This window comes from Actinacidiphila glaucinigra, assembly GCF_035918135.1.
Taxonomy (GTDB): Bacteria; Actinomycetota; Actinomycetes; order Streptomycetales; family Streptomycetaceae; genus Actinacidiphila; species Actinacidiphila glaucinigra.
On record NZ_CP109144.1, the window covers coordinates 8,750,019 to 8,763,528 of the forward strand.

12 protein-coding genes are annotated in these 13,510 nt (G+C 72.8%); 9 read left to right on the top strand and 3 right to left on the bottom strand.

The features are described from left to right. Positions 1-140 precede the first annotated feature (140 nt). Positions 141-3,896, bottom strand: a complete 3,756-nt coding sequence (locus OIE69_RS39755) for a S8 family serine peptidase (protein WP_326580100.1) — start codon at positions 3,894-3,896, stop codon at positions 141-143. A 252-nt stretch (positions 3,897-4,148) separates the two neighbouring features. On the opposite strand from OIE69_RS39755, the gene OIE69_RS39760 reads away from it, so the two are divergent. From OIE69_RS39760 to OIE69_RS39775, 4 genes are all read left to right on the top strand, one after another. Further along, positions 4,149-5,159, top strand: a complete 1,011-nt coding sequence (locus tag OIE69_RS39760) for a LuxR family transcriptional regulator (RefSeq protein WP_326580102.1) — start codon at positions 4,149-4,151, stop codon at positions 5,157-5,159. A gap of 81 nt (positions 5,160-5,240) precedes the next feature. Continuing rightward, on the top strand, positions 5,241-5,756 hold the full coding sequence (locus OIE69_RS39765; protein ID WP_326580104.1) for a hypothetical protein: 516 nt from the start codon (positions 5,241-5,243) through the stop codon (positions 5,754-5,756). 6 nt (positions 5,757-5,762) lie between these two features. Beyond that, positions 5,763-6,602, top strand: coding sequence for an MBL fold metallo-hydrolase (locus tag OIE69_RS39770; protein ID WP_326580106.1), 840 nt, complete (start codon positions 5,763-5,765; stop codon positions 6,600-6,602). Between the two features lie 90 nt (positions 6,603-6,692). Further along, positions 6,693-7,316, top strand: coding sequence for a histidine phosphatase family protein (locus OIE69_RS39775; RefSeq protein WP_326580108.1), 624 nt, complete (start codon positions 6,693-6,695; stop codon positions 7,314-7,316). A 22-nt stretch (positions 7,317-7,338) separates the two neighbouring features. Here the strand turns inward: OIE69_RS39775 and OIE69_RS39780 are convergent, their stop codons facing one another. Beyond that, positions 7,339-7,914: a PepSY domain-containing protein gene (locus OIE69_RS39780; protein WP_326580110.1), complete on the bottom strand. Its 576-nt coding sequence runs from the start codon at positions 7,912-7,914 to the stop codon at positions 7,339-7,341. A gap of 115 nt (positions 7,915-8,029) precedes the next feature. Between OIE69_RS39780 and OIE69_RS39785 the strand changes: the two genes are divergently transcribed. The 5 genes from OIE69_RS39785 to OIE69_RS39805 all read left to right on the top strand — a co-directional run bounded on the left by OIE69_RS39785 (position 8,030) and on the right by OIE69_RS39805 (position 12,142). Then, positions 8,030-8,689 (top strand): response regulator transcription factor, encoded by a 660-nt coding sequence (locus OIE69_RS39785; protein ID WP_326580111.1) that lies wholly within the window; start codon positions 8,030-8,032, stop codon positions 8,687-8,689. Further along, on the top strand, positions 8,686-10,026 hold the full coding sequence (locus OIE69_RS39790) for a sensor histidine kinase (protein WP_326580112.1): 1,341 nt from the start codon (positions 8,686-8,688) through the stop codon (positions 10,024-10,026). Before OIE69_RS39785 ends, OIE69_RS39790 begins: the two co-directional genes overlap by 4 nt. Before the next feature lie 341 nt (positions 10,027-10,367). Beyond that, positions 10,368-10,580 carry a hypothetical protein gene (locus OIE69_RS39795; protein WP_326580113.1) on the top strand — a complete coding sequence of 71 codons (213 nt, stop codon included), beginning with the start codon at positions 10,368-10,370 and terminating at the stop codon, positions 10,578-10,580. Between the two features lie 69 nt (positions 10,581-10,649). Then, positions 10,650-11,534, top strand: coding sequence for a class I SAM-dependent methyltransferase (locus tag OIE69_RS39800; RefSeq protein ID WP_326580114.1), 885 nt, complete (start codon positions 10,650-10,652; stop codon positions 11,532-11,534). Beyond that, on the top strand, positions 11,534-12,142 hold the full coding sequence (locus OIE69_RS39805) for a TetR/AcrR family transcriptional regulator (RefSeq protein ID WP_326580116.1): 609 nt from the start codon (positions 11,534-11,536) through the stop codon (positions 12,140-12,142). Before OIE69_RS39800 ends, OIE69_RS39805 begins: the two co-directional genes overlap by 1 nt. Positions 12,143-12,188: 46 nt before the next feature. On the opposite strand, the gene OIE69_RS39810 is transcribed toward OIE69_RS39805, so the two are convergent. Continuing rightward, positions 12,189-13,379: an ROK family transcriptional regulator gene (locus OIE69_RS39810; protein ID WP_326580118.1), complete on the bottom strand. Its 1,191-nt coding sequence runs from the start codon at positions 13,377-13,379 to the stop codon at positions 12,189-12,191. Positions 13,380-13,510: the final 131 nt, after the last annotated feature.

Sequence of the window (13,510 nt, forward strand, 5' to 3'; positions counted from 1 at the left end):
TGAACCGCGGCGCGGGAGGACGACCCCCTCCTCAACGCCTCCCGCGTCGCGTCGGCCCCGACCCGAGCCGACACCCCTGGAAAGGCCCTTGTCCCCGGTTCGCACCGGGGACAAGGGCCCTTCGTCCGTACCGCCTTCGGCTACTTGACGCCGAAGGCGCGGATCAGGGTCTGGCTGACGCTGTTCCCCTTCGAGTCCCGCGCCGTCGTGCGCAGGCTCGCGAAGCGGGCCCGCGACGGCGCGTCGAGCTGCGCCTTCCAGCCGCCGCCCGACTGCCGCAGCGTCGCCTTGCGCCAGGTGGCGCCGTCGTCGTACGACACCTCGAGGGTCACCGTGCGGATCGCCCCGGCGCCCGCCGCGCCCTTCAGGTGCGAGGCGGTGACCGTCAGGCCGGTCCGCCGCTGGGCCTTGCCCGACAGGTCGACGGCCACCGCGTAGTCGAGCTGCACCAGCGGCAGGGGCGTGATGACCGAGTAGTCCGCGGTGCTCGAGGTGAATCCCCACTCGGTACGGGTGCGGGTCGAGTACGGGCGGTCCGGTGTGTTCCGCTCGCCCTCCACCACGATCCGGTAGGGCTGCGGGTCCTGTGACAGCCCCTCGGCGGTGACGATGCGCTCGTTGTAGTCCTCACCGAGCAGCTGGTCGCCCTGGTACAGCGAGACCTTCGAGGTGTTGCCGTCCACCCAGGCGACGCCCGAGTGACCGCCCGAGTCGCCCCAGGCCGGCAGGACGGACGTGCTGATGATGTCGCCCACCCGGTAGGGAGCCGTCCAGCTGATGCCGTCGTTGAGCACCCGCGGGTGCTGGATCGCCGAGAACCAGGTCTCGGTGTTCGTGCTGCGCGCCTTGTAGGTGCGCGTCACGCCCCGCTGGCCGAGGTCGCGCATGGCGGCGGAGGAGATCCAGCGGGCGTCGTCGCCCGCCGAGACCCAGGACGTGAGGGTGCCCTGGGCCGCGACCCGCGTCGCCTGGATGAGCGTGGGCCGGTTGAAGACGAGCGACACGTCCTCGCGGTACGCCACGGCCTCGGCCTGCGTGCTGTTGCGGAACGACTCGTCGATGCGGGCCAGGTCCCCGGGGCGGGGACGGTAGGACGGGTCCTTCGGGACCGCTCCGTCGTGGTGGCGGATCAGGTCGTACGCGTAGCGCGGGTACGGGTGCGAGACCACCTTCAGCGTCGCTGTGCCGGGCTTGCGGAGCCGGCTGAGCAGCCGTGCGCTGTCGTCGGTGCCGAGCGAGGCCACGGGGAGCGGGGCGGCGTCGGGCAGGTCGGCCCAGGGGTCGTACTTGCCGTAGCCGTTGTTCAGGATCAGCAGCTGCCGTGCGCCGGCCTTCGCCGCCGCGGCGGCCTGGTCCGGGGCGGACACCGTGTCGCTGCGGCGGACGACCGCGATCTGGCCGCGCACCTTGGCCTTGCCGAAGTCCGCGGCGGAGCCGTCACCGGCCCAGACCGCCCGGTAGGTGCCCGTGCCGTCCCCCAGCTTGGGGGACATGCTCTGGATGGTGACGTCGTCGTAGGTCTGCGAGCCGGAGGAGAACGTCAGCGGCGGCTGGATCTGCCGCCAGCGGGTCGCGAAGTGGTACGAGCCCTTCGTCACCTTCGGCGTCGGGGTCACCCAGAGGCTGTCGTAGCGCCAGTACTCGGGCATGTAGCTGTCCAGGAACGGGAACAGGTCGCCGTTGGTGCGGTACTGGTCCACTCGCATGAACTCGTTCGCGGTCGGCTGCGGCGTGACGGCGGCCGCCTTGCGCAGGCTCGCGGCGTCGAACCGCACGGTGCGGTCCACGTCCAGGTCGATCTGCGGCGCCGAGAACATCGCGAAGCCCAGCGTGTGCGTACCGTCGATGCCGGGCACGTCGGCGTTCAGCCACGCGGAGTAGGTGCTCGGGGACAGGCGCAGGTCGATGCGGCCCGAGGCGTCGACGGCGAACGCCTTGGGTGCGGTGTTGCGCTCCACGTCCTTGAGGATGAGGGTGCCGGGCAGGGCCTTGCCGTGGCGGTCCTTCGCGGAGACCGTCAGCATGGTCCGGCGGCCCTCCTTGTTCACCCCGACCGTGGTGCGGGCCAGGGCCGTGCCGTCGGCGCCGGTGGCGACGAGGCGGGTGGAGTAGGCGCCGTTGTCCTCGGCCGCGTCGAGGTGGGTGATCACGCCCACGGAGGCGGTGCCGTGGGCGGGCACGGTCAGCCGCGGTTCGGTCAGGGTGAACAGGCCCTCGGGCAGCTGGCCCGGGTTCAGCGACAGGTCCACGGTGACCGGTTCGGCGCCGGAGTTGGTGTAGGTGACGTCCTTGCGGACCGTCTGGCCCGGCGTGTACGGGTAGTGCGTCTGCGCGTACGCGTCACCGGAGGCGACCAGCGTGGCCTTCACGGCGGCGGCGACGTCCACGCGCCCGCTGCCCGCCTCGAAGGGGCTGAACCGCTGGGTGCTCGCGGTGGTGCTGACCAGGGCTTGCTTGAGCTGCTGCCCCGTCCAGCCGGGGTGCTTGGCGGCCAGCAGGGCCGCGGCGCCCGCGACGTGGGGCGTCGCCATGGAGGTGCCGCTCATCGTCTGGTACGCGCCCTCGCCCTCAGGGGCGTACTGCGAGCGCGCGGCCAGCACGTTCACCCCCGGGCCGGTGAGGTCGGGCTTGACGGCGTTGTCGCCCACGCGGGGGCCGCGACTGGAGAACTCCGCCAGCTGGTCCACGCCCTTGCCGGGCCCGTTGACCGCGCCCACCGTCAGCGCGGCGTCGGCGGCACCGGGGGCGCTCACGGTGTAGGGCGCCGGGCCGGAGTTGCCCGCCGCGATGACGAACAGCGCACCGGTCTCCTCGCTGAGCCGGTTCACCGCCTCGCTGAGCGGGTCGGTGCCGTCGGTCGCGTCACCGCCCAGGCTCATGCTGACGACCTTGGCGTGCTGGTCGCGAGCGGCCCATTCCATGCCGGCGAGGATCCAGGAGTCCTGGCCGCTGCCGAAGTCGTCCAGGACCTTGCCGATGTGCAGGGACGCGCCCGGGGCGACGCCCTTCTCCGTGCCACCGGAGGCGGCGCCGGTGCCGGCGACGGTGGAGGCGACATGGGTGCCGTGACCGTGCCGGTCGGTGACGTCCTGGTCGGGCACGAAGCTCTCCGTCGCCGCTATGCGGCCGGCGAAGTCCGGGTGCGCGGCGTCGATGCCGGTGTCCAGCACGGCGACGTCCACGCCCTGCCCGGTGTCCCCGCCGCCCCACACCTCCGGGGCGCCGATCTGCGCCGTCGTGTCGGACAGCGTGGCCTTGACCTTGCCGTCCAGCCACACCTTGGCGACGCCGCCGGCCAGCCGTGCGCCGTCCGCCGTCTTCGCGGCGGTCCCGGCGGCCTTCGCCCCGGCACCGGTCAGAGAGGACCAGAAGTCCGCCGCCCGGTCGTGCTCGGCGGAGATCGCCGCGCCCTGGATGCTGCTGAGGGTCAGCGTCCTGCGCGCGCCCTCCGGGGTCTTCGCGGTGCGGGAGCGGGCGGCGGCGTCGGTGTAGGTGACGATGAGCGGCAGCCGGTCGGTGCGGGCGTCGTCGTAACCGTCCGCCAGCAGCGAGGTGATGTTGAAGAGCCCCTCGTCCAGGGCTCCTGACGCGATGTAGGGCACCGCGGCCTCGGGATACACATAGGTGTCCGAGCCCACCGACATCACGTGGGCGCCGGCGGTCCTGCCGTTCGGGCCGGTGACCGAGGTGACGGACTCTGTGCGGCCGTTCCCGGTCACGGTGACCTTGTCACCGGTGATCAGCGTGACGGTGCGCACGGCCGCGGGAGCGGTACCGGTCGCGGTGGGGGAGGGGGATGTCGCCGAGGAGTCGGCCGACGCGACCGGACCCGTGGCCGTCAGCACCACGAGGGCGGCGACGGCGGCTGTCAACCCGCGTCTGCGGGACGGAGGCATGCGCAAGGGAACCTCATGGAATCGATGGGCTGGGGTTGAACGCAGTCAGCCATCCGTTCGGATCCCTGTAAAGGCGGCCCTTTGGCACTTCTGTGCCATGTCACCAAGTGGACAGGGCGCAAAGCGGCGCAATGATCGGCAAGCGAGACACACTGCACGGTGTGAGCGGCCGCCGTACCGCGCCACACTTATCACACGTTGGTGATATGACGTCAGTTCGCTCACGTGCACGAAGGTCAGAGGTGGAGAACGATGACGGAAGGCGCCGCACCCTTGGAGCTGGTCGGACTGGACGCGGGGGCGGAGGCCGTCTACCGCGGTCTGCTCGCCCACGGTGGCGGTACGGCCGACGACGTCACCGCGGCGTTCGGGCTGGGCACCGGAGCGGCGGTGGCCCTGCTGGAACGCCTGCACCACTCCGGACTGCTCAGCCGCCGCTCCTCCGGCGAGTACCTGACCCTGGATCCGCGTCACGCGCTGCGGGCACTGGTGGAGTCCCGCGAACGCCAACTGGCCGCCATACGCGACGCCACCGGGCCGCTCGGAGCGCTGTTCGACGAGGCCAGGCGGTCCAGCGCCGGCGAACCCGCCACACGGACGATCAGCGGCCCGGAGGAAGTCGGGGACTGCTACTACCGGTTGAACCAGACCGCCACGTACGAGATCTGCGGCCTGGCCCGGCCCCCCTTCCACTTCGCACCGAACGGGCCGCTCGACGAGGCCGCCGTACGGCGCGGCGTACGGGTGCGGGTCGTCTACGCGGCCGCCAGCTTCGACGAGGACGGCGGGGGACAGGAGCTGGGCAGCCTCGTGTCGCGCGGCGAGGAGGCCAGGGTCGTGTCCTCGCTGCCGATCAAGCTGACCATGGCCGACCGCTCGGCGGCCATGGTGTCGCTGAGTCTGGGTCCCGACAGCACCGACACCCTCTACACCGAGGCGCCCCCGTTGCTGGAGGCCCTGACCGAGCTTTTCGAGCGCTACTGGGCAGGCGCCGTCCCGCTGGCCGGACCGGGCTCCCAGCAGCCGTCGGCGCCGCGGCCGTCCGACCCGGGCGACCCGGGCGACCCGGTGCGCGAACCCACCGATGAGGAGCGGAACCTGCTCGCGCTCTTCGCCGCCGGGGTCAAGGACGACGCCATCGCCCGCCAGTTCGGTGTCTCGACGCGCACCCTGCGCCGGCGGATCCAGGATCTCTACGCGGAACTGGGCACCACCAACCGGTTCGGCGCGGGCGTCGCGGCGGCCCGGCGCAACTGGGTGTGAGCACGGAGTTGCGCCGACGTGCCGCGGAGGGACGATGGGAGGAGGGCGCGGCGGTGCGCCGTGCCGTCCGAGGTGATCCAGGTGTCCGAGGCACGAACGGTCGACTACGACGTCACCAGGTTCGACGTCCCCCTGCCCGGAACGTTCGAGGAGGCCGTGCGGCGCTACGAGTCCCTCGTGCCCGACTACCGGGAAACGGAGGTCCAGGACGTCATCCGCTCCGGCGGCACGTGGGAGAGCGCCCTCGCCCTGGCCGCGAGCAACGCGCCCCACGGATTCATGATCTTCTGGAAGAACGCGGGAACGGCGCTCATGACCCTCGCCGGGGACGCGACGCCGTTCGTGATGTACCTCATGGGCAACTACGCCATCGCCGAGCGGATGTTCCGCCACGACCCCTCCGCCATGATGCACGCGCCGCTGCGCACCGAGATCTACCGGGGGGCCGACGGGCCGCGATTCGTGATCGACAAGCCGAGCTCCCACTTCCGCAGCTACGGGAGCGAGGAGATCACCCGAGTGGGCCTGGAACTCGACCACAAGGTCGCCCGCCTGCTGGCCCTGATGGAGGCGCCGGTGCCCGCCGGGCTCGGCTGAACCGGCATGACGGATCTCCGCTACGACACCCACGTGTGCGACGGGCTGCGCCGCGCCCAGGGCCCCCGGTTGCCCGACGGAAGCGCCATCCACTCCTCGCCGCTGACGTCCACCCTGATCCTCGGCGCCGCGGAAGCGGTCCTCGTCGACCCGCCGTTCACCCGCGACCAGGTGCGCGACGTCGGCGACTGGATCGAACGCTCCGGCCGGCGGCTCACCCACGTCTACGCCACCCACGGCCACGGTGACCACTGGTTCGGCACCGGCCTGCTGCTGCGGCGCTTCCCCGGGGCGGTGCCGTACGCGACCGAGGGCACCATCGGGCTGATGCACCGGCAGGCCGGCGAGGGCCGCCGGACCAGATGGGACGTGGACTTCCCCGGGCTCATCCCGGACAGCCCCGTGGTCTACCGGGTCGTCCCGGACGACGGGTTCGCGCTGGAAGGGCACCCGCTGCACGTGGTGGAGACCGGCCACACCGACACCGACGACACGACCGTGCTGCACGTCCCGTCGATCGGCCTCGTGGTGGCCGGCGACGTGGCCTACAACGGCGTGCACCAGTACCTGCGGGAGAGCGCCGGCGGCGGCATCGACAAGTGGCTCACCGCGATCGGCACCGTCCTCGCGCTGAACCCGCGCGCGGTCGTGGCCGGCCACAAGAACAAGGCCCTGCCCGACGACCCCGTGATCCTGGAGCAGACCCGCGACTACCTGCTCGACGCACAGCGGCTGCTCGCGGAGAAACCGCGCCCCCGCCCGTTCTACGACCGGATGCTGCAGCTCCACCCGGACCGCCTCAACCCGGGCCCGGTCTGGTACAGCGCCCTCGCCCTGCTGCCCTGACGCACCGCCCGCGGGAACCGGGGACGGCGGCCACGGCGTCGTGCCCGGGAACGACCACACGATCACGACGCTTCGCGAAGGAGCCCGGGCATGGCGGCTGCGGCCACACGCTACCTCTATCTGGTCCGGCACGGAGAGGCACTGCCGGACGAGAGCGGGCTGTCGGACGACGGGCGCCGCCAGGCGGACCTGCTCGGCCGCCGGCTGGCGGGCCGGCCGATCTCCGTGGTCCACCACGGCCCGCTGCCCAGGGCCGCCCAGACGGCGGCCCTGATCGGGGAGCACCTGGACGGTGCCGACCTCCGCGTCTCGGAGACCGCCGGCGACTACGTCCCGTACTTCCCGCGGCGGGAGGAACTGCCCCCGGACAGCGCCGACCACCTCCTGCGCTTCCTGGACGGCGCCACGGCGGAGGAGCGCGCGGTCGGTCCCTCGCTGGCCCTGCGCGCGCTGGAGCAGTTCACCGGCCCCGCCGAGGGCGACCGGGAGCGGCACGAACTGGTCGTCACCCACAACTTCCTGGTGGGCTGGCTGGTGAGGCATGCCATGGACGCCCCGGCATGGCGGTGGCTCGGTGTGAACCAGGCCAATGCGGCCCTCACCGTCATCCGCTACATGCCGGGGCGGCCCGTCTCCGTCCTGGTCCAGAACGACATGCGCCACCTGCCGGAGGGGCTTCGCTGGACCGGTTTCCCGCCCGAGCCGCGGATCTGAGTCCCGCGCCCCGGGCCCACCGTCAGGTGGTGTCCCCGGTGGCCGGGTCGACGCGGACCTCGTGCTCGGTGCCGTTCTCGTGGAGTTCGACCTCCCAGCCGCGGGTGTCGTCGTCGAGGGAGACGGAGGTGACCGTACCGGGGTGGGCGCCGGCGGCCGCCTTCGCCGCCTCCACGAGGTCGGTGCGTGAGCCGCGCAGTGCGTCCCGGGCCTCGTCGGCGTCCTGCCGGTCCTGCTCCTCGCGGGTGGTGACGACCTTGCCGTTCGCGGCGTCGATCGTCACCTCGTGCCAGGTGCCGTCCTCGGCCAGCGTCTCGACCTCCCATTCGGCGCGTCCGCGGTCCTCGTCCAGTTCGGCCGACACCACGGTGCCCGGGGCCTCGGCCCGTGCCGCGGTGACCGCGTCGGAGAGGCTCACCGTGCGGGTGCCGCCGTCCCGGGCCTTGTCGTCACCGGCGTCGCGGTCGTCGCGGTCGTCGGTGGCCACGGCGGCGGGTCGCTCACGGTCGTCGTCCGCCATGGCGGCCGCCGCGACGCCTCCCGTTCCGGCCAGGACGGCGACGGCGGCCGCGGTGGCGATCAGCGTCTTGCGCCTCATGATGATGTGTCCCTTCCGTGGGTGATCCGATGACCACCACGGTCGCCCGCCGCACCTGAAGCCACGCTGAAGGATCCTGAAGGAATCCTCAGGAGCGTTTTGGCACCCTGTACCCATGCGCCTGCTGATCGTGGAGGACGAGCGCAGCCTTGCCGCCTCACTGGCCAAGGGGCTGACAGCCGAGGGCTTCGGCGTCGACGTGGTGCACGACGGCGCCGAAGCTTTGCACCAGGCCGCGCAGCAGGCCTACGACCTGATCCTGCTGGACATCATGCTGCCCGGCATGAACGGCTACCGCGTCTGCGCCGCCTTGCGGGCCGCGGGCGACGACACCCCGATCCTGATGCTGACCGCCAAGGACGGGGTGTACGACGAGGCGGAGGGTCTGGACACCGGCGCCGACGACTACCTGACGAAGCCCTTCGCGTACGTCGTGCTCCTGGCCCGCGTCCGCGCGCTGCTGCGGCGGCGCTCCCACGGCGGCTCACCCGTGGTCACCATCGGTGCGCTGACCGTCGAGCCCGGCCGCCGCAGGGTCACCCGAGACGGGGCCGAGGTCCCGCTCACCGCACGGGAGTTCGCCGTGCTGGAGCACCTGGTGCTCAACGCCGGCGAGGTGGTCACCAAGGCCGACATCATCGAGCACGTGTGGGACTTCGCCTACAGCGGCGACCCCAACATCGTCGAGGTCTACGTCAGCGCGCTGCGCCGCAAACTCGGGGCCGCCACCATCCGCACCGTCCGCGGCGCCGGATACGTGATGGAGGCCGGATGAGGTCCGTCCGCGCCCGCACGGCACTGTCCGCGACCGCGGTGGTGGGCGTCGCCCTGGTCCTCGCGGGCCTCGGCCTCGTCCTCGCCCTGCGGGCGAACCTCACCGGGCAGGCCGGCCTGCGGGCCGAGGTCGCCGCGCGCGAGGTGGCCGCCGAGATCGCCGCCGGGACCCCGTACGACCGCCTCGACCTGCCGGACGGCGACGAGTACCCGGTACGGGTCACCGACGGCGGCGGCACCCTCCTCGCGGCCGGGGAGGACGTCCGGCAGATCACCGGTGCGCCGGTGCCGGACCCGGACGACGACGGCGACACGGAGACCGAGGCGGAGTACGGCACGGGGACCGCGACCGTGGACGGCAGGCAGGCGTCGTACCGGTTCGCCGCCCTCTCGGGGGAACGCGACGGCGAGCGCTACACCGTCACCGCGGGCGCCTCCCTCTCCGCCGAACAGGACGCCGTCCGCACGGCGGTCGTCTTCCTGTCGGCCGGCCTGCCCGTGATGCTCGCCGTGGTCTGGACGGTGACCTGGCTCGGCGCACGCAACGCGCTGCGCCCCGTCGACGCCATCCGCGCCGAGATGGAGGCCATCACCTCCAGCACCGACCTCTCCCGCAGGGTGCCCGTGCCCCCGGCCCGCGACGAGGTGGCCCGGCTGGCGCGGGCCACCAACGAGACGCTCACGGCCCTGCAGGCCGCCGTCGAAAGGCAACGGCGCTTCGTGGCCGACGCGTCCCACGAACTGCGCAGCCCGATCGCGGCGCTGCGCACCGAACTGGAGGTGGCGGCCGCCCACCCGGCCCTGTTGGACCTGGACAGCGCGGTGGACGACGTCACGAGGCTCCAGACGCTCGCCTCCGACCTCCTCCTGCTCGCCCGCTTCGACGCGGGGGAGGAGACCCCCATGGAGCCGGTCGCCCTGGACGAACTGGCCCGCGAGAAGGTCGCGCTGCGCTCGGGCGCGGTGCCCGTGACCGTCGAGGCCCCGGAGACCGTGACGGTCCGCGGTGACCGGCAGGGGCTGGAACGCGTCCTGGACAACCTCCTGGACAACGCCCGGCGTCACGCGACCGGGTCGGTCGCGGTGCGCGTCACCCGTGACGCCCGGTGGGCCGTCCTGGAGGTGACCGACGACGGCCCGGGCATCCCGGAGGCCGACCGGGAACGCGTCTTCGACCGCTTCATCCGGCTGGACGAGTCACGCACCCGCGACGCGGGAGGCGCCGGGCTCGGCCTGGCGATCGTCCGTGACATCGTCCAGCGGCACGGCGGGCACGCCGACGCCGGATCGGCCCCGCAGGGCGGCGCGTTGCTGCGCGTCAGGCTCCCGTTGGCGTGACGGCAGGTCCCGCGCCGATCCCGGGCCGGTGCTTTTCGCCCTCCGTGTCCGGGGCACACGAGTGGGGTTACCGGTAGCGGCGCCCGCCCGGACGCCGTCGCGTGGGGTGGGGGTGCGCATGGCCGAGGTGGCGGCGCCGCTGTGGGACGTGGCGAACGGGCAGGGTCTGCGGCAACTGGCCGAACTCGGGCCGGCCCTGGTGCTGTCCACCCTGATCGGCCGGGAGCGGGCGGCCCAGCCGAGGAGCGCGGGGCTGCGGGGGCTGCGTACCCACACGCTGGTCGGCGTCGCCGGCGCCCTGATCCTCGTGCGCAGGGACGCGGTGCGCGGGTACCCCCGTCTTGTGCCGCCTGCCGCCGGGCGCGACGGCCACGGTCTCCGAACTGCCACTGACCTACCGCACCGGCACGGCCCTGCTGCCCCGGTTGACGGAGACCTGCAGGCGGCTCGGATTCCGTATCCGCGAGGTGCGGGTGGACCGGTTGCCGGGCCGGACCGATGCGGCCGCCCGGGCCCTGTTCGAGGTGGGGCTGACCCCTACCGACGAGGAGTGACGGCCTGCTGCCGGAGGCCGTTCCGGAGCCCCGGACAAAAAATGGACGTCCATTCATTATGATGGGCCCATGCAGAGCACAGCCAGCCGTACAGCGCAGCACGTCGCCCTGTTCCGGGCACTGGAGTCGGTGCGCCGGGGGCCGCGCCTGTTCACCGACCCGTACGCCGCCTCGTGCCTCGGCCGCGGCCACCGCCTGGCCTTGACGGTCGCCCGCTGCCCGGGCGTGGCGCGGTTCCTCGAGCGCCGGATCGACCGGCGCTGGCCGGCCGGTCCGCGCGCCTCGGCCGTGGTCCGCACGCGGCTGATCGACGACCTGGTCGTGGACGCCCTGGAACACGGCACCCGGCACCTCGTCCTGCTCGGCGCGGGGTACGACAGCCGGGCCTTCCGGCTGGACGCGGCGCGCACCGCCACCGTCCTGGAGGTCGACCACCCGGCGACGCAGACGGTCAAGCGCGGACTGGCCGGCGCGTGGTCCGCCCGTGCGGGGCGACCGGGCGGCGGCGTCCGGTTCGTTCCGGCGGACCTGATGCGGGAGGACCTCGGCGACGTGCTGCGCGACGCGGGACCGGGCGACGACCGGGCGGTGGTGGTCTGGGAGGGCGTGACGAACTACCTCGACGCGGCATCGGTGCACGCCACGCTGACGGCGCTCGCCACCGCGCTGGCGCCCGGCAGCCGGATCGTCCTCACCTACATGGACCGGCGGGCCCTGGACGGAACCGGGGACTTCGACGGCGTCACCGCCTGGGCGGACACCGTGCGTGCGGCCGGGGAGCCGTTCACCTTCGGTTTCGTCCCCGACGAACTCCCGGCGTACCTCGCCGAGCGGGGGCTGGAGCTCACCCTGGACCGATCGGCGAGGGAGGCCGCCGCGCACTATCTGGAGCCCCTGGGGCGGCACGAGCCGGCCGCGCCCTTCTACCGCATCGCCCAGGCCGAGGTGAGGTGATGCCCAAGGTCAGTGAGGAGCATCTGCGGGCACGGCGCGCGCAGATCCTCGACGCCGCCGCCCGCTGCTTCGCCCGCGCGGGCTTCCACCGCACCACCATCCAGGACATCGCGGCCGAGTCCGGTTTCAGCGCCGGTCTGATCTACCGCTACTTCGCCGACAAGGACGACATGGTCGTGGCCATCGCGGACCAATGGCACGATCAGCAGGCCCGCAGGCTGCACCTGGACGAACCCGCCGGGAACCCCGCCGACGCCTTCCCGGGCGTCGCCGGCGGCTACCTGGAACTCCTGCGCTCGCTGGCCGACGCCGACGAGCGGCAGCGTGTGCAACTCGGCGTCCAGATCTGGGCCGAGGCCCTGCGGGCACCGCGGGTGCACGCGGTGGCGCGCGAGGGTGTGGACCGTCCCCGCGCAGTCGTCGGCGACCTGGTCCGGGCGGCCCAGGAGCGCGGCGAACTGGACGCCGCGTGGCCGGCCGACGGCCTGGCCAGGGTGTTCGTCGCGATCTACCAGGGGCTGGCGCTGCAGACCGCCTGGGATCCCGAACTGGACAACTCCGGGTACGTCGCGGCGGTCGAGCGCCTCATCGGCGCGCTGGCCCGCTGACGTCACCCCATGTGACCCCCGTCGTCCGCCCGTCATCCGTCCTCCGTCAGTCCAGGACGAGCGACGACAGTTGCGGCGAGTAGGTGGCGTGCAGTACGAGCGCGGCGCTGCCCACGACGGCCGCGTCGGCGCCGAGCGGGGAGGCCGCGACCTGGACGACGCGGATGTGCCGGGCCAGGGGTTTCGCGGTCAGGGCGGAGGCGACCGCGTCGACGTAGCGGGACTCGACGTGCTGGATGCCGTGACCGCCGAGGATGATGAGGTCCACGTCGATGAAGTTGGCGATCGTCACCGCGACCGTGGCGACGTGCTGCGCGGCCTCGTCGACGACCGCGGCCGCGACCGGGTCACCGGCTCCCGCCGCGAGCTGGACCGCGGCGTGGTCGACGGAGGCCGGGTCCCGGTCGAACGCCGGTGACAGCACGCTGCCGCCGGGTTTGTCGATGAGGCGGCGGTGCGTCTCGGCCACGATCGCGGACGGGTTCGCCAGTCCTTCCAGGCAGCCCCGGTTGCCGCAGTAGCACTCGGGCCCGTCCGACACCACCGTGGAATGGCCGAACTCGCCGGCGTTGAGCGAACCGCCCCGGTACACCTGGTGGTTGAGGACCAGTCCGCCGCCGATGCCGGTGCCGAAGAACAGATAGGCGAAGTTCGCCACGCCCCGGCCCGCGCCCGACCAGCGCTCGCCGACCGCCGCGGCGGTGGCGTCGTTGTCGAGGGTCACCGGAAGGCCCGTGGCGTCGCTGAGCATCTGCTGCAGCGGCACCCGGGTCCAGTGCGCGAGCTGCGGCGGGGCGACGATCATGCCGTTCCGCTGGTCGATCGGGCCGGGGGTGGCCAGGCCCAGCCCCAGGACGTTGCCGCGCGGTACGTCGGCCTCGGTCAGCACCTCGGCGACCAGGTCGGCCATGGCGGCCACCACGTGTGTCGGATCCGCGCCGGGGGGCGTGGGGCGCCGCTTGACGACCAGCGGCCGTCCGAGCAGGTCGACCACGGAGCAGGTGAGTTCCACCGGGTCGAAGACGAGACCGACGGCGTTGCCCGCGTCCGCGTTGACCCGCAGGGTGGTGCGGGGCTTGCCGCCGCCGGCGCCCCGGCTGGCCCCGTCCTCGCGCACGATCCCCTCGTCCAGCAGACGGCGCACGATCCCCGAGACGGTCTGCGGGGTCAGGCCCGTCTTCTGGGCGATCTCGACCCGGCTGATCCCGTCCGCGAGTTGGATCTGGTCCAGGACCACCGCCCGGTTGTACCGCCCGACTTTGGGGAGGTTTGTTCCTGCTTGCCGCACACGCGTTCCTCTCTTGCCGCAATGACGATACCGCTCAAGGGCGTTGACTTAGTAAAACAAATGGATTTAAAGTCCGGTGC